This window comes from Pseudonocardia parietis, from assembly GCF_017876315.1.
Lineage (GTDB): Bacteria > Actinomycetota > Actinomycetes > Mycobacteriales > Pseudonocardiaceae > Pseudonocardia > Pseudonocardia parietis.
Window position 1 is genome coordinate 6,476,990 of the sequence record NZ_JAGINU010000001.1, and the last position, 15,522, is coordinate 6,492,511.

Sequence of the window (15,522 nt, forward strand, 5' to 3'; positions counted from 1 at the left end):
GCCCGGCGGATCCTGTGCACCCGGCCGACGATGTGCGCCCGGTCGGGGAGGCGACGGCACCGGTGCTCTGCACGGTCCGCGTCGTGCTGCCCGCCCAGCTGCGCCGACTGGCGCGGGTGGACGGCGAGCTCGCACTCACCGTCGCCGGCCCGCCGGTGCGCCTCGGCGCGGTGCTCGACGCCGTGGAGGAGCGTCATCCGGTCCTGCGCGGCGCGATCCGCGACCGCACGACCGGGACCCGGCGGGCGTTCGTGCGCTACTTCGCCTGCGAGCAGGACCTGTCGCACGAGCCCTCGGGGGCGGCGCTGCCGCCCGCCGTCGCCCGCGGCGAGGAGCCGTTGCTCGTCGTCGGGGCGATGGCGGGCGGGTAGGAGCCGGATCAGAGCTTCGAGGCGCGGGTGAAGTTCTCCGGGATGATCAGGTCGTCCCGGGTCAGCTCGTGGACGGAGTTCTTGCCCAGTCCGAGCAGCGCCTCGTCGATGCCCTTGTAGAGGATCGACAGCACGTTGCTGACACCGCGCTCGCCCTGCGCGGCCATGCCCCACAGGTAGGCGCGGCCGATCATGCAGGCCCGGGCGCCGAGCGCGAGCGCCTTGACGACGTCGGCACCGCGGCGCACCCCACCGTCCATCACGACCTCGACCTGGTCACCGACCGCGTCGACGACGGCGGGCAGCGCGCGGATCGCAGCCGGGGTGCCGTCGAGGTTGTTGCCGCCGTGGTTGGACACCGAGATCGCGGAGGCACCGGCGTCGACGGCGCGGCGCGCGTCGTCCGGGTGCATGATCCCCTTGATCATGAACGGGCCACCCCACTGCTCGCGCAGCCACGCGATGTCGTCCCAGGTCGGCTGCGGGGTCGTCCACCAGATGCCGTAGGCGCCGAAGAACGTCGGTGCCGCACCGCCCAACGGCGGCACCATGTTCGGGACCGTGAGGTCGGGCAGCTTGCCCGAGCGCGCCCAGTCCAGCAGGTAGCGCGGCTTGGTGATCACCTCGGGGGCGAACTGCGCCATCGCCCTGAGGTCCATCTTCTCCGGGATGGGCGGGCTGCCCCAGTCCCGGCGGGTGGCGAAGGTCCAGTCCAGCGTCACGATCAGGCCCTTGGCGCCCGCCTCCTTCGCCCGCAGGGCGCGGGCCAGGATGTCCTCACGGGAGCCGGCCCAGTAGACCTGGAAGAAGACCTTGTCGTTGACCGCGCAGACGTCCTCGACCGACCGCGACGCGAACGACGACAGGCCCATCCCCGTCGACACCGTCTGCTCCGGGTTCAACGGATTCTGGATGTTGGAGCTCGCGGCGGCCCGCGCGACGGCGACCTCGCCCTCCGGGTCGACCGCCTGCACACCGGTCGGCGAGATCAGCACCGGCAGGTCGATCTCCTGCCCCAGGACCGTCGTGGACTGCTCGCGCTGCGGCGGCAGGTCCGCGATGTGCGGCCGGAATCCGATCTCGTCGAACGCGGCAACGTTGTCCGACAACGTGATGCCCTGTTCGGCACCGCCCACCAGTGCGTAGTAGACCGACTTCGGCAGCCGCCTGCGCGCCCGGCGCTGCGCCTCCGCGACGCTCTCGAACCAGTCCTTCGTGCTCGCCATGCCTGCCCCTTCGCAGTCGGTCGCGGTACTCGTTCACGGGTCGGGAGTCTCGTCACGCTGACACGTGACGGGCTTCACCGCAGGCTATCGTTTCGGCACCGGGTGCCACAATGCGGCCCGGCCCCGGCCCGTCCGATCGGCGGGGCCCGGGCCGTCCACCCGGCGGGGCCCGGCGCGCCGGGGCGGTCGCGGCCCACCGTCCGGCGAACGGCGTCCCTCGTCCGGCCGCTGGGCGTGTTCACGCTGCGCCACCGGAACCACCGGAACGGCCCACCCCGGATCGTGGAAGGACGTACGGAGGACCGGCCGTCGGTGACGTTGCGCGGTCTCGATACGGTGTGCCGGTAGTCACCGGTCAGCGGGCGGCGCGCCCGGGGCAAGGAGGAGCCGTGTACAGCCACGCGCGCGGTGGTCACGCCTCCGGTGCGATGCCGGTCGTCGCCGGCTCGGCCGGCTACGGCATGCCGCCCGGCTACGGGGCGAGCAACCATCGCCCGATCGGCCTGCCCGGGCAACCCGCCCGCGCGCCCGAGCCACCGCAGCCGTATCCGGCCCCGGCCGGTATCCGGCTGACCGTCCTCGCGGTGGACGACGAGGAGCCGGCCCTGCTGGAGCTCGCCCACCTGCTCGGCGAGGACCCGCGGGTCGACGTCGTGCTCACCGCGCCGGACGCGACCGAGGCGCTGCGCATCCTGCACGGCTCGCAGACCGACGCGGCGACACCGACCGTCGACGTCGTGTTCCTCGACATCCGGATGCCCGGCCTGGACGGGCTGGAGCTCGCCCGGGTGCTGAACGCGATGGCCGACCCGCCCCCGGTCGTCTTCGTGACCGCGCACGACGACCGCGCCGTCGACGCCTACGAGGTCGGCGCCGTCGACTACCTCCTCAAGCCGTTGCGCGGCGAGCGTCTCTCCGGGTCGCTGGACCGCACCATCGCCCTGCGGACCACGCACCGCGCCGAGGCGGGCGGCCCGCCCCCCGGCGCACCGGCCGCCCCCGCTCCCCCCGGCCGCCGGGGCGCCCCGCCCGCCACGCCCGACGACGAGGTCGTGCCGGTCGAGCTGGCCGGGACCACCAAGCTGGTTCCGCGCTCATCCATCCGATTCGTCGAGGCCCAGGGCGACTACGCCCGGCTGCACACCACGGACGGCAGCCACCTGGTCCGGATCCCGGTCTCGGTGCTCGAGGACCGGTGGGGCGACGCTGGGTTCGTGCGGATCCACCGGGCGTACCTGGTGGCGCTGCCGCTGATCACCGAGCTGCGGATGGCCGGTTCCGGCTACGTCGTGCGGCTGGGCAACGGGCCGAGCGCGGTCGAGCTACCGGTCAGCCGCCGGCACACCGCCGGGCTGAAGCGGATCCTGCGGGGGCGCCCACCGCGCCCGCAGCGGGGCCCGGAGGACGGCCCGGACGGCCCGATCCTGCCCCGGTAACCCGCCGGAGCTCCGCCGTCACGGTCCGCGCTGCCGAGGGGCCCGCTGATCGCCTGGGCACTAGATTGGTGATCGGTGTCTCTCCACGGTGTGCCGCAGCCGTCCACGTCCCCTCACCGATCGGCGGGCCGCATGCGGCCCGTCGCACTGCTCGCCGCACTGGCCGCGATCTGCGCGCTCCTCGCGGGGTGCATGTCCGATCCGCCCGCCGACGCGGCTCCTCCGCCGTCCCAGCCGGAGGGGGCGGCCCCGGCCACGACCGCCGACCCGCCGGTGCCCGAGCTCCCCGGCGGCGGTACCGAGGTGTTCCCCGGCCGCCGGATCGCGGCGCTCTACGGCCATCCCGGCACGCCGTCGATGGGCGTGCTCGGGGAGCAGGACCTGCCGCGGTCGATCGCCCGCGCCCACGACCTCGCGGCCGACTTCGCGCCGCTCGTGCCCGAACCCGTGGTGCCGGCGTTCGAGATCATCGCGACCGTCGCCGACAGCGCGCCCGGCGCGGACGGCGACTACTCCGCCGAGATGAGCGTCGAGGAGCTGCGCCCGTGGGTCGAGGAGGCCGGCCGGGCGGGCGTCTACGTCGTCATCGACCTGCAGCCGGGCCGTGCGGACTTCCTCACCCAGGCCAAGCGCTACACCGAGCTGCTCGCGCAGCCGCACGTGGGACTGGCGCTGGACCCGGAGTGGCGGCTGGAGGCAGGCCAGCGGCACGGCGTCCAGGTCGGATCCGTGGACGCCGCCGAGGTCAACGCGACCTCCGACTGGCTGGCCGGCCTGGTCCGGGACCGCGGGCTGCCGCAGAAGGTGTTCCTGCTGCACCAGTTCAGGGTCCCGATGATCGCCGACCGGCAGGACGTCGTGACCGCTCGCCCGGAGCTCGCGACCATCCTGCACGCGGACGGGTTCGGCACTCCACAGGAGAAGATCGAGACCTGGAACGTGCTCCATGCGGCACCGCGTCCGGAGGGTCTCTGGTGGGGCTGGAAGAACTTCCTCGACGAGGACTCACCGACGTTCACGCCGCGTCAGACCTACGACGTCCGGCCCGAATCGCCCGTGTTCGTCTCGTACCAGTGACGGGTATGTCCGGCCTGTCCGGAGACCCCACACGGGTGGGTGGCCACCCACCGAGATCGTGATCACGGCAAGTATTCTCGGATGACCCGCGCGCCGGTGCCGCCGCCGGGCAGATGCCCGTGCTGCGGCCCCGGAACCCGGCACGGTGGACCCGACGGTACCGACCAGCCGACCTGTGAAGGGGGTGCCCGGGGTGGACGACCGACCACGCGAGGGCACCCACCCGAGCGGCCAGGACCCGCGGCGCCCCGGGCGTCCCCGGGACGGCCGCCGTCCCCGGCGCGACGACCGCCCGCACCTGCGCGACGAGACCCGCGGCGACGGCTCCGGGCAGTCCGGCGCGGGTGATCCGCGCCGCGACACCACCGGTGCCGTCCCGCCGGGCCCGCCACCGGCCGGGAGCACCGGCAGGAACCCCCCGCCCGGCCCGCCGTCCGGACCTCCCGGCGGCAGCAACGCCCCGAACCCGCCACCTCCCGGCTCCCCGAAGCCGCCACCTCCCGGCTCACAGCCTTCCGGCCCGCCGCCCGGTGGCGGGCGTCCGGCGGCAGCCGGTCCGCCGAGCGGCCGGGGTCCGCGCGACGACCGCCCGGCGGGCAACGGTCCCGGCCGGCACATGTCCGGTGGCACCGGCAGGCCTCCGGGCGCGACCGGTCCCGACCAGCCATCCGGCCCCCCGCAGGCGGGTCCTGCCCAGCCAGGCCCTCCCCAGTCCGGCCCTGCCCATCCCGGCCCTCCGCAGTCCGGGCCTCCACAGTCCGGGCCTTCCCAACCCGGCCCTCCTCAGTCCGGTTCTTCCCAGGCAGGCGCTCCGCAGTCCGGCCCTCCTCGGTCGGGCCCTCGACGGTCCGGCCCTCCTCCGCCGGGCCCGCCGGGGCCTCGCAGGCCCCGCGACGGTTCCGAATCTCCGGGCGACCCCGACCGGCCCGACGACGACCCCGACGGCCCCTGGCTGCGCCGCCGCGAGCGCGAAGCCGCCGCCGAGGCCGAGCGCGCGGCCGCGTGGTCCGGGCGCGGCACCCGCGCCGACTCCGGCGGGCACAGCGACAGCCGCCCCACCGACATCCGGTCGATCGGTGCGTCCCGCCGTGGGATCGGCGACACGATGAAGACCCCCGGCCGGCCGGACACCGCGGCCGAACGGCGGCGCCACCGTGCCGCCGAGCCGGACGTACCACCGGCGGAGCGGGACCGCGCCGCCCGGCTGAGCGGCGAGCTGCCGGTCGTCCCGGGCCGTCCCGGCCACCCGGGCCCCGGGGCCTCCGGCCGCGGTGACCTCCCGCCCGCCGGGACCGGCGCGTTCCGCGGCCGGCCGGGCACGGCGCCGGGCCGTCCCGGCCCCGCGGGCGGTCCACCCGGTGCCTCCGGCCCCGCCGCCCGTCCGGACAACCGGCCCGGACCCGGCGACCGCCCCGACCGTCCCGGCGGCGCCGCACCAGCCGGACCCGGCGGCACTCCAGCCGGCGCCGGTGGCGGTTCGAGCAGCCCCGGTGGCGGTCCGAGCGGCGCCGGTGGCGCGCCGGCCGGCGCTGGTAGCGCACCGGCCGGTCGGGCCGGCGCCCCGCCCCGCTCCGCAACCGCCCCCACCGGGGCTCCGGCCGGGCCCGGGAACGTTCCCGACGCACGGCCCGCCGGTCGCGCACCCCGCTCCACCAGCGCACCGCCCCCGGCCGGGCCCGCCACGCGTACCGAGCATCCGTCCGGCCCGGGCGGGGACCGGCCCGGCGCACCGCAGCGACCGGGCCGGACCGCACCGGCCCGTCCACCCCGTCCCCCCGGCATCCGAGCGGCGGCGGGCGGTGCGGCAGCGACAGCGGGCGGTGCGGCAGCGACAGCAGCGGCCGTGCCGGACGGCGAACCCGATACCGGGACCCGGCCGGCCGAGCCTCCCGCCGAGCGCCCCACGGGCGACGAGCGACGGCGTCCGCAGGACACGGCCCGGGCCGGCCTCGGCGCAGCGCTCGGGCTCACCGCGGCGTCCACCGTGCTGCCCGGCACGGGGCACCTCGCCCTGCGCCGCCGCCGCACCGGCGGGCTGATCCTGGGCACGCTCGTCGCGGTCATCGGGTCGCTCGCGCTCCTGGTGCTGCTGACCCGCCGCTCGACGCTGCTGCAGAACCTGCTGTCCACGACCACGCTGACCGTCATCGCGGGTGCGCTCGTGCTGGGCGGCGTCGGCTGGATCGCGCAGATCGCGCGGACCTACGCCCTGGCCCGGCCTCGTGGCATGGCCCTCGGCCAGAAGATCCTCGGGACCGGGATGGCGGCGCTGCTCTGCCTCACCGTCGCCGTGCCGTTCGGGTACGGCGTCGAGCTCCTGAACTCCCAGCGCGGGCTGCTGAACTCGCTGTTCCAGGGCGGCGGGACGTCCGCGGCCGAGGCACTCGGCAAACCCCGCCTGAACGTCCTGCTGCTCGGCAGCGACGCGGGCGACGACCGCACCGGCACCCGGACCGACACGATGATGGTCGCCAGCATCGACACCACGTCCGGCCGGACGACGCTGTTCAGCCTGCCCCGCAACATCCAGCGCGCCCAGTTCCCACCGGGGTCACCGGCCGCCGAGGAGTTCCCGAACGGGTTCCGGGACCCCTCGGGATCGGCCGGGGACTACCTGCTCAACGGCGTCTACGCCTACGGGGAACAGCATCCGCAGCTCGCCCCGCCGGGACCCACCCCGATGCCCGGGATCAACCTGCTGCAGTCGACGATCTCGTACATGACCGGCCTCCCGATCGACTACTACCTCGAGGTCAACATGGCCGGCTTCTCGTCGATGATCGACGCGGTCGGCGGGGTGACGCTGAACGTCGGCCCGGAGCCGATCCCGGTCGGCGGGGTCACCGCGTTCGGCCGCCACACCACACCGGACTACTACATCCCGCCCGGCCTCCAGACCCTCAACGGGAACGACGCGCTGTGGTTCGCCCGCTCCCGCCGCGACGGCACCGACTACCAGCGGATGGGCCGGCAACGCTGCCTGATCCAGGCCGTGATCACCGAGACCAGCGCGACCGAGCTGATCAGCCGCTTCCAGGGCATCGCCGCGGTCGCCAAGGACAACGTCGCGACCGACATGCCCCAGCAGGTGCTGCCGTCGCTGGCCGTGCTCGTCGACGAGGGGTTCCGGCTGGAGAGCGTCGCGTTCGACCCGTCGCTGCCGGACCCGAACTCCTCGAGCGGGTTCTTCGAGACCGGCGACCCGGACGTCGACTACATGCAGCAGGTCGTGCGGGACGCGATCGCCGACCCGCCGCCACCGCCGGACCCGGCCCTCGCCGCCCCGACACCGGCTCCGGCGGCGCCGCCGTCCTCCGAGCAGGCCCCGTCGTCGTCCGCGACCCCGGAGTCGGGCTCGGCCTCGGCGGAGCCCGCCCCGGAGCCCGCGTCGGCGGCTCCGCAGTCGGTCGCCGACTCGTGCGCCACCGCAGGCGCCTCCGACGTCCCCGCCGGTGAGGAGGACGGGTCGTCCTCCACCGACACGACGACCAACGGCCTCGGTCCGGTCGAGGGCGTCCGCCGCCAGGACGGCTGACGGGGGCCGGCCGGTCCCGTCAGCCCTCGGCCGGGCTCAGTCAGGACTCGGCGAACGCGCCCAGGACCCGGTCCGGGCGGATCCCGGCGAAGTGCTTCTGCCAGATCTCGTAGTAGAGGAACTCCTCATCGCTGCGCAGCGGCCACGAGCCCTCCGGCTGCGCGGGCACCGAGCGGGTCTCCCCCGACCGGCGCGCCTCCTCGGCCTTGCGCCCGGCCAGCTCGGCGAGCACGGTGCCGGCACCGGAGCCGTCGCCGAACTGCTCCTTGCCCCGCCACAGCAGGTCCTCGGGGAGCCAGCCCTCGAACGCCTCGCGCAGGATCGCCTTCTCCGGGCGGCCGTCCGGGCGCTGCTTCCACTCCGCCGGCAGCGCCAGCGCCGTGCGGACCAGGCCGGAGTCCAGGAACGGCTCGCGCGCCTCCAGCCCGAAGTACATCGTGGTGCGGTCGCAGCGCTGCAGGTTCAGGTGGTGCAGCTGCTCCAGCGAGCGGACCAGCTCGGCCTGCAGGGTGTCCGGGTCGGCGTACTCCTCGGCGTGCACGTAGGGGTACCCGGCGAACAGCTCGTCGGCGCCCTCCCCGGTGAGCACGACCTTGACCTTCTTCGCCGCCTCGCGGGCCAGGATCAGGTTCGGCACCGAGCTGCGCACCAGCGCCGGGTCGTAGTGCTCGATGACCTCGACCGCGTGGTCGAGCGCCTCGCCGATCGCCTCGGGGGTCACGATGATCTCGTGGTGGTCCGAGCCGATGTGCGCGGCGACCTTGCGGGCCGCGAGCAGGTCGCCGGAGTCCTCGGTGCCGACGGCGAAGGTCGGCAGCTGCTCGCCCCGGGCCCGGGCCTCCTGCGCGGCGATCGCCGCGACCAGGGCCGAGTCCAGGCCGCCGGAGAGGAACACGCCGACGCCGACGTCGGACATCATCCGGCGGCGGACCGCGGAGATGACGGCCTCGCGGATCTGGGACAGGTCGGCGTCGTCCCAGCCGGGACGGACCGCCCGCCGGCTCGGCCGGACCTCGACCGGCACCGCCTCGGCGAACCGGACCAGGCCCGACGACGGGCTCCACAGGCATCCGGGCGGGAAGGACTCGACGTAGGGCCGGTCCTCGGCGTCGAACGCCCGCAGCTCGCTCGCGAACAGCACCGTCGCCTCGGGGTCCGGCGCGGTGTGCGGCGTCGAGTCGTCGGCACCGTCGACCAGGCCGGCCGGCGGCACCCAGTACAACGGCTTGACGCCGAACGGGTCCCGGGCGACCAGGCCCGACCCGTCCTCGCGTCCCATCGCGATGGCGAACATGCCGTTCAGCGACGCGACCGCCACCTGCCCGTCCCACATGACCGCGTGCAACGCCGCCTCGGTGTCGGACTTGGTGCGCACCGTGCCGTCCGGGAACGCCTTGCTGATCCGCTCGTGGTTGTAGATCTCGCCGTTGCCGACGATCCACGCCGTCCCCGACGCGTCGGACATCGGCTGGTGTCCGCCGCTGACGTCCATGATGGAGAGTCTCTGGTGGCCCAGCCAGGTGTTCCCGACGACCTGCACGCCGGTGTCGTCCGGCCCGCGGTGCGCCACTCTGGCGAGCATCCTCTCGTACTTGTCGGTGTCCTTCGGTGTTCCCACCGCTGTCCCGCCGAAAGCGGCGACGATCCCGCACATGACCTCATCGTCCCACGTCCGCGTGGTCGCACCCGGGGCTTGCGCTTGATCGAGATGTGAGTTCCGACGCTGAAAGGCGTTTCTGTGGCGGTCCGGTTTGCTCCGGAGTCCCGGGGTTCGTACGGTCGGGGACCGGCCCGGGACGGCCGTCGTGCACCGCCCTGTCACTCGGCGGCGAGGACCGCACCGGCCGAGTAGCGGCGTGGTGACACCGCGCCGGGACCGACCGACGAGGGGCGGACTCAGGTGAGCACGGCAGAGCGCGACGAACGGCAGAGCCGGCACAAGGTCGTGATCGTCGGCGGTGGGTTCGGCGGCGTGCGGGCCGCCCAGGCACTCAGGGGCGCCGACGTCGACGTCACCATCGTCGACCGCACGAACCACCATCTCTTCCAGCCGCTGCTCTACCAGGTCGCGACCGGGATCCTGTCCCCCGGCCTCATCGCGCCGGCGCTGCGCCGGGTGATGAAGAAGCAGAGCAACGTCCGGACCCTGCTCGCCGAGGTCGGCGACATCGACCTGGACGCCAAGGTCGTCCACGCGGCCGCACCGGACGGCAAGCACATCGACCTGCCCTACGACACCCTGGTCGTCGCCGCCGGCGCCACGCACGCCTACTTCGGGCACCCCGAGTGGGCCGAGCACGCTCCCGGCATGAAGTCGATCGAGGACGCCCGCCTGCTCCGGTCCCGCATCCTCGGTGCCTACGAGCTGGCCGAGGTCGCCACCGACCCCGCCGAGCAGGAGGCCTGGATGACCTTCGTGGTCGTCGGTGCCGGTCCGACCGGCGTGGAGCTGGCCGGGCAGCTGTCCGAGCTCGCCCGCCACGTGTTGCCGCGTGAGTACCGGGCCATCGACACCCGCAAGGCGCGGATCATCCTGCTCGACGCCGCGCCTGCCGTGCTGCCGCCGTTCGCGAAGAAGCTGCAGAAGTACACGAAGAAGACTCTGGAGGAGAAGGGCATCGAGGTCCGCCTGAACACCATGGCGACCGGCATGGATGCCGACTCCATCACCGTCAAGGGCCCGAACGGCGAGGAGCGGATCGTCGCCCGCACCAAGGTGTGGGCGGCCGGTGTGCAGGCCTCCCCGCTGGCCGAGCTGCTGGCCAAGGCCTCCGGTGGCGAGGTCGACCGGGCCGGGCGCCTGGCCGTGGACCCGGACCTGAGCCTGCCGGAGCGCCGGGACGTGTTCGCCGTCGGCGACATGGTCTCGACCATCGACCGGCTGCCGGGGGTCGCGCAGGTCGCGATGCAGCAGGGCACCTACGTCGGCAAGCTGATCACGGCGCGGGCGAACGGGGACGACACCACCCCGGCGCCGTTCAAGTACTTCGACAAGGGCTCGATGGCCACCATCGGCGCCCGCGAGGCCGTCGCCGACGTCCGCGGCGCCAAGTTCACCGGGTGGCTCGGGTACGTGATGTGGTGCTACGTGCACGTCATGTTCCTGATCGGCTGGGGCAACCGGCTCGGCACGCTCTACAACTGGGTCCGCTCGCTGCGGTACGCGCGCTACCGCGGCCACCGCCTGATCAGCGTCACCGCCTCGTACGACAAGTCCGAGGACCCGCACGAGGCCGCGGTGAAGTCGGCGCACCCGCAGGAGAACGTCGAGCACCGGCCGGAGCTCGACCCGCGGACGGCGCCGGGGACCCCGGCCCCACCGCAGGACAAGCCGGCCGCCTCGGCCTGACCCCGGTATCCCCGCCCGACGCCCGGGTGGCCACGCGGCCACCCGGGCGTTCGCGCGTCCGGCGCCCGTCCGGTTCGGCGATCGCGCACCGGCATGGCAGCGTGCACGGTGTGACCCCGGCGATGCAGACGCTGATGCGCGACGTCGCGCGGATCTGGGACGGTGCCGCGGCCGGCCTCTACGGGCCCGGTGACCCCGGACCGGCCGTCGACGTCCTCGCCGAGGGCGTGGTCTGGACCGAGCTGCCGACGGGTGCCGGCGGCACCGGCCGGGACGCCGTCACCGGGCACCTGAGCGCCCTGACGGCCACCCTGCCGGGCGAGCTCACCCGGACCCGGCTGTCCCGGACGGTGGACGTCCGCCGGGTCGTCGACGAGGTCCGGTTCGGGTTCGTGCACGACCGCGAGCTGCCGTGGCTGCTGCCCGGGGTGGCGCCGACCGGGCGACGGGTGGAGGTGCTGGCGGTGCAGCTGGTGCGGATCCGGCAGGGCCGGATCGACGAGGTGCGCACGCTCTGGGACGTCGCGGGCCTGCGCGACACGCTGAACCTCCGGTGAACGGCCCGGCCGCACGGCTCTGACCTGCGACAACAGGGTCGGCACTGGGTGGTGCGACGGGCGGTCGAGCGGTTGCGCCGAGCAGCCCCCCACGACACCCGATCCGGTGCCGACACGCCCCGAGGAGGGGGTTCCCGCAGGTCGTGAGGGTGTCTCTGCCAGTCTGTACCGCGATCCGCGATGGAAATCCACCCCGGACCCGGGGTGCGTGGAACCGAGAGGAGGCGTCAGCGATGGCACTGCCTACCCTGACTCCGGAACAGCGCGCCGAGGCGCTCAAGAAGGCGGCCGCCGCGCGCACCGCCCGCAAGGAACTCCGCGACAAGATCGCCAGCGGCGAGGAGACGATCCCCGCGGTCCTGGGGCGCGCGAAGTCCGATCAGATCATCGGCAAGACCAAGGTCGCCGACCTGCTCAAGAGCGTCCCGGGCTGGGGCCCGGCCAAGGTCTCGAAGGTGATGGAGAAGGCCGGCATCGACGCGTCGCGTCGGGCCGCCGGTCTCGGCGAGCGTCAGCGCCAGGCGCTGATCGACGAGGTCGGCTGACCTCGTTCCGCGCCTCGCGACGGCCCGGCTCCGCCTCCCGGCGGGCCGGGCCGTCGCGTGTGTGGGCCGTCTGACAGATTGCGGGGCATGGAACGCGAGGTCGAGGTCGAGCCCGGCGTGCTCCTCTGGGTGGAGGACCTGCCCGCCGCCGGGGACTCCCCGGCGCTGCCGGTCCTGCTCGTCATGGGTGCGAACGCGTGCGGGATCGCCTGGCCGGAGGAGCTGGTCGCGCAGCTGCGCGAGCGGCACCGGGTGGTCCGCTACGACCACCGCGACACCGGGCGGTCGTCACAGGCGTTCGAGGACCATCCGTACGGCATCGCCGACCTCGCGGGCGACGCGCTCACCGTGCTCGACGCCTGCGGGATCGAGCGCGCCCACGTCGTCGGCATGTCGATGGGCGGGCTGCTGGTGCAGCTGCTGGTGCTGGACGCGCCCGAGCGGCTGGCGAGCGCGGCCCTGCTGTGCACCGCGGCGCTCGACGCCGGCCACGCCGGGCTGCCGGGCCCGCCGCTGGACCTGCTGCGGATGTGGCAGGAGATGCACGACCCGCGCGACGAGCGCAGCGAGCTGGCCTGGCGGGTCGAGCACTCGCGGCGGCTGTCCGGCGGGGTGCTGCCGTTCGACCCGCGTGAGTTCGCGGAGCTGGAACGACGCGTGATGGCGCACTCCGGGCGACTGGAGCCGCCGACCGCGCACTCCCTGGCCGACATCGACGGTCTCGACCGCGGCGCCGAGCTCGGCTCGGTCACCGTCCCGACGCTCGTCGTCGAGGCCCCCGAGGACCCGGTGCACCCACCACCGCACGCGGCCTTCCTGGCGGAGCGGATCGGGCCGGCGGCCACCCTGGTCGCCATCGAGGGGATGGGCCACGCGCTGCCCGCGGCCGTGCTGGGGGTGCTCGCCGCGGAGCTGCTGGAGCACGCGGCCGAGGCCGAGGACGCCACGGTGGCCGCGATCGCCACGGTCGCCACCGTGCCCGGTGCGGAGCCGGCTCAGCCGACCCAGCGGTAGCGACGCTCCGGGCGGCCGGTCCCGCCGTAGCGCAGCCGCACGGTCACCACACCGGTCGCCACGAAGTGCTCCAGGTAGCGGCGCGCGCTGACCCGGGACAGCTCCGTGGCCTCGGCGCACTCGGAGGCGGACAGATCGTCCGGCCCGGCCGCGGTGCGCTCGCGCAGGGTGCGGGCGACCAGCTCCGCGGTCGGCGTGGTGAGCCCCTTCGGCATCCGCTCCGGCCCACCCGCCGGCCCGGACGGCATCCCGGCGGTGCCGAAGAGCCGGTCGATGTCGGACTGGCCGCGGACGTGGTCGAGCTCGCGGCGGATCCGCGAGGCCCGGTGCACCTGCGCCGCGAGCGCGGCCGAGTCGAACGGTTTGACCAGGTAGTGCAGGGCACCGCCGTGCAGCGCGGCGGCGACCGTGGCCGGGTCGTCGGCGGCCGTGACCATCAGCACGAACGGGTCGTCGGCGGCACCGGTGCGCAGCCGCGACAGGACCTCGAGGCCGGAGAGGTCGGGCAGGTAGACGTCGAGCAGCACCAGGTCCGGGCGCAGTCGCGCGGCGAGCTCGAGGGCCTCGGCGCCGCTGTGCGCGACACCGAGGACGGTGCAGCCCTCGATCCGTTCCACGTAGCCGGAGTGGACCCGCGCGACCATGAAGTCGTCGTCGACGACCAGCACCTTCATGTCCGAACCTCCGCCGTGAGCAGCGGCAACGTCGCCTCGAAGACCGCGCCGGCCCCGGTCGCGGACCGCACCGTGATCGTGCCACCCCGGCGCAGGCACGCCCGCCGGGCCAGCGCCAGGCCGAGCCCGCGGCCACCGCTGCGCGCCGCCTTCGTGCTGAACCCGGCGCGGAACACCTCCTCGGCCAGCTCGGAGGCCACCCCCGGACCGGAGTCGCGGACCTCGACCCGCACCGGATCGGCACCGCCTCCGGTCAGGCCGACCTCCACCCGCCGGGGAGCGCCGGCCGGTGTCGCCGCGGTCGCGTCGACGGCGTTGTCCAGCAGGTTGCCCAGCACCGTCACCAGGTCCGCGGACAGGTCGGGGTCGCGCCCGGGGTCGGTCGGCTCGAGCCGGGTGTCCGGGTCCAGCGCCAGCTCGATCCCGCGCTCGGCGGCCTGGCTGCTCTTCGCGATCAGCAGCGCCGCGGTCGCCGGGTCCCCGACGCGGGAGGACACCTCGCGGCGCCTGCCCTCGGTCGCCGCGACGATCCCGGCGACGAACCGGCGCACCTCGTCGTGCTCACCCAGCTCGGTCAGCCCGGCGATGGTGTGCAGCCGGTTCGAGAACTCGTGGGCCTGGGCACGCAACGTGTCGGTGACGGTGTGCGAGGTGTCGAGCCGGTGCTGGAGCGTGGTCAGCTCGGTACGGTCCCGCAGGGTGACGACGGCGCCGACCACCGTGCCGACGGCCGTGCCGTCCCGCCCACCGAGGCGCACCGGCATCCGGTTCAGCACCAGCGCCCGGGCGCCCCGCAGGACCAGCTGGTCCTCCCCCTCGGCCGCGCCGGTGAGCACCTCGCGCAGCCGTTCGTCCAGGCCGAGGTCGTCCACGTGGTCGCCGGGGCGGACGCCGGGCAGCTCCAGCAGCTCGCGGGCCACCGGGTTGACCAGGGTGATCCGGTCGGCGGTGTCCAGCCCGACGACGCCCTCCTTGATCCCCAGCAGCATCGCCTCGCGGCGCTGCACCAGCTCGACGATCTCGTCGGGCTCCAGGCCGAGGGTCTGCCTGCGGACCCGGCGGGCCAGCAGCAGCGACCCGGCGACGCCGACGCCGAGCGCCAGCCCGAGCAGGGCCAGCGACTCCGGTGCGACGGTGAACAGCGAGCCGAGGAACGACGGCGACCGGATGCCCGCCGAGACCAGCCCGACCACCTCGCCGCGGTCGCCGATGACCGGCACCTGCGCGACGACCGTGCGCCCGTCCGGGTTACCCACCCACGCCCGGCCGGCGGGCGCGGTGCTCGTGCCGGGGTCGAACCGCTGCCGCACCCGGGACGGATCCGGCGACGTCCGCACCGTCAGGCCCGCGTCGACGATCTCGATCTCGTCGGCGCCGGAGAGGTTCTCGGCGCTGCGGGCGAAGGCGGGCAACAGGTCGTAGCGGGGCAGCTGGAGCGCATCGCGCACGGTCGCGACGGACGCGACGTCCTCGGCGACCGAGAGCATCCGGCGCCCCTGGGTCTCCCGGAACGACTCGCCGGACTGCACCGCCGCCAGCGCCGCGACCGCGGCGAGCAGCACCACGACCACGGTCAGCTGCCAGCCCAGGAACTGCTGGGCGAGCGGGCGGCCGCGGCGGCCGGCGCGTCGTGGCATGGGCTCAGGTTAGGCCGGGTCCACCACGTGAACGAAAAGACCACAACGACCCTTGTGTCATCAAGGCAGACAGCGTCGGTGCCCCCTGCGCACACTCCCCC

Annotated in this window: 12 protein-coding genes; 8 read left to right on the forward strand and 4 right to left on the reverse strand. The window is 74.7% G+C overall.

Annotated features, from left to right (window positions below):
* Positions 1-62 precede the first annotated feature (62 nt).
* Positions 63-371 carry a MoaD/ThiS family protein gene (locus tag JOF36_RS30530; protein ID WP_210036348.1) on the forward strand — a complete coding sequence of 103 codons (309 nt, stop codon included), beginning with the start codon at positions 63-65 and terminating at the stop codon, positions 369-371.
* An 8-nt stretch (positions 372-379) separates the two neighbouring features.
* Here the strand turns inward: JOF36_RS30530 and mftD are convergent, their stop codons facing one another.
* Positions 380-1,597, reverse strand: a complete 1,218-nt coding sequence (gene mftD / locus JOF36_RS30535; protein ID WP_210033772.1) for a pre-mycofactocin synthase MftD — start codon at positions 1,595-1,597, stop codon at positions 380-382.
* 389 nt (positions 1,598-1,986) lie between these two features.
* Between mftD and JOF36_RS30540 the strand changes: the two genes are divergently transcribed.
* The 3 genes from JOF36_RS30540 to JOF36_RS41105 all read left to right on the forward strand — a co-directional run bounded on the left by JOF36_RS30540 (position 1,987) and on the right by JOF36_RS41105 (position 7,645).
* Entirely contained in the window at positions 1,987-3,033 is a 1,047-nt protein-coding gene (locus tag JOF36_RS30540; protein WP_307862671.1) for a LytR/AlgR family response regulator transcription factor, read from the forward strand.
* 132 nt (positions 3,034-3,165) lie between these two features.
* A complete protein-coding gene (locus JOF36_RS30545; protein ID WP_210033773.1) occupies positions 3,166-4,110 on the forward strand; it encodes a hypothetical protein in 945 nt (314 codons plus the stop codon).
* A gap of 1,843 nt (positions 4,111-5,953) precedes the next feature.
* Entirely contained in the window at positions 5,954-7,645 is a 1,692-nt protein-coding gene (locus tag JOF36_RS41105; protein ID WP_210033774.1) for an LCP family protein, read from the forward strand.
* A gap of 40 nt (positions 7,646-7,685) precedes the next feature.
* On the opposite strand, the gene JOF36_RS30555 is transcribed toward JOF36_RS41105, so the two are convergent.
* Complete coding sequence (locus JOF36_RS30555) at positions 7,686-9,299, reverse strand: asparagine synthase-related protein (protein ID WP_210033775.1); 1,614 nt, start codon at positions 9,297-9,299, stop codon at positions 7,686-7,688.
* A 246-nt stretch (positions 9,300-9,545) separates the two neighbouring features.
* On the opposite strand from JOF36_RS30555, the gene JOF36_RS30560 reads away from it, so the two are divergent.
* From JOF36_RS30560 to JOF36_RS30575, 4 genes are all read left to right on the forward strand, one after another.
* The gene (locus JOF36_RS30560; protein WP_210033776.1) at positions 9,546-10,994 is read left to right on the forward strand and encodes an NAD(P)/FAD-dependent oxidoreductase; all 1,449 of its coding nucleotides are present in this window, start codon (positions 9,546-9,548) and stop codon (positions 10,992-10,994) included.
* A 110-nt stretch (positions 10,995-11,104) separates the two neighbouring features.
* The gene (locus tag JOF36_RS30565) at positions 11,105-11,551 is read left to right on the forward strand and encodes a nuclear transport factor 2 family protein (protein WP_210033778.1); all 447 of its coding nucleotides are present in this window, start codon (positions 11,105-11,107) and stop codon (positions 11,549-11,551) included.
* A gap of 233 nt (positions 11,552-11,784) precedes the next feature.
* The gene (gene mihF, locus JOF36_RS30570) at positions 11,785-12,096 is read left to right on the forward strand and encodes an integration host factor, actinobacterial type (protein WP_210033780.1); all 312 of its coding nucleotides are present in this window, start codon (positions 11,785-11,787) and stop codon (positions 12,094-12,096) included.
* 87 nt (positions 12,097-12,183) lie between these two features.
* Positions 12,184-13,110 carry an alpha/beta fold hydrolase gene (locus tag JOF36_RS30575; protein WP_210033782.1) on the forward strand — a complete coding sequence of 309 codons (927 nt, stop codon included), beginning with the start codon at positions 12,184-12,186 and terminating at the stop codon, positions 13,108-13,110.
* Here the strand turns inward: JOF36_RS30575 and JOF36_RS30580 are convergent.
* Both JOF36_RS30580 and JOF36_RS30585 read right to left on the reverse strand, forming a co-directional pair.
* Positions 13,092-13,784, reverse strand: a complete 693-nt coding sequence (locus tag JOF36_RS30580; RefSeq protein ID WP_210033787.1) for a response regulator — start codon at positions 13,782-13,784, stop codon at positions 13,092-13,094. The genes JOF36_RS30575 and JOF36_RS30580 overlap by 19 nt on opposite strands.
* Positions 13,781-15,421 carry a sensor histidine kinase gene (locus JOF36_RS30585; protein WP_210033789.1) on the reverse strand — a complete coding sequence of 547 codons (1,641 nt, stop codon included), beginning with the start codon at positions 15,419-15,421 and terminating at the stop codon, positions 13,781-13,783. Before JOF36_RS30585 ends, JOF36_RS30580 begins: the two co-directional genes overlap by 4 nt.
* Between the last annotated feature and the right edge of the window lie 101 nt (positions 15,422-15,522).

What these genes read in the sequence shown, in the direction of transcription:
- mftD (WP_210033772.1), bottom strand. Translation starts at nt 1,597, where the DNA reads ATGGCGAGCACGAAGGACTGGTTCGAGAGCGTCGCGGAGGCGCAGCGC.
- JOF36_RS30545 (WP_210033773.1), top strand. Translation starts at nt 3,166, where the DNA reads ATGCGGCCCGTCGCACTGCTCGCCGCACTGGCCGCGATCTGCGCGCTC.
- JOF36_RS30555 (WP_210033775.1), bottom strand. Translation starts at nt 9,299, where the DNA reads ATGTGCGGGATCGTCGCCGCTTTCGGCGGGACAGCGGTGGGAACACCG.
- mihF (WP_210033780.1), top strand. Translation starts at nt 11,785, where the DNA reads ATGGCACTGCCTACCCTGACTCCGGAACAGCGCGCCGAGGCGCTCAAG.
- JOF36_RS30575 (WP_210033782.1), top strand. Translation starts at nt 12,184, where the DNA reads ATGGAACGCGAGGTCGAGGTCGAGCCCGGCGTGCTCCTCTGGGTGGAG.
- JOF36_RS30580 (WP_210033787.1), bottom strand. Translation starts at nt 13,784, where the DNA reads ATGAAGGTGCTGGTCGTCGACGACGACTTCATGGTCGCGCGGGTCCAC.
- JOF36_RS30585 (WP_210033789.1), bottom strand. Translation starts at nt 15,421, where the DNA reads ATGCCACGACGCGCCGGCCGCCGCGGCCGCCCGCTCGCCCAGCAGTTC.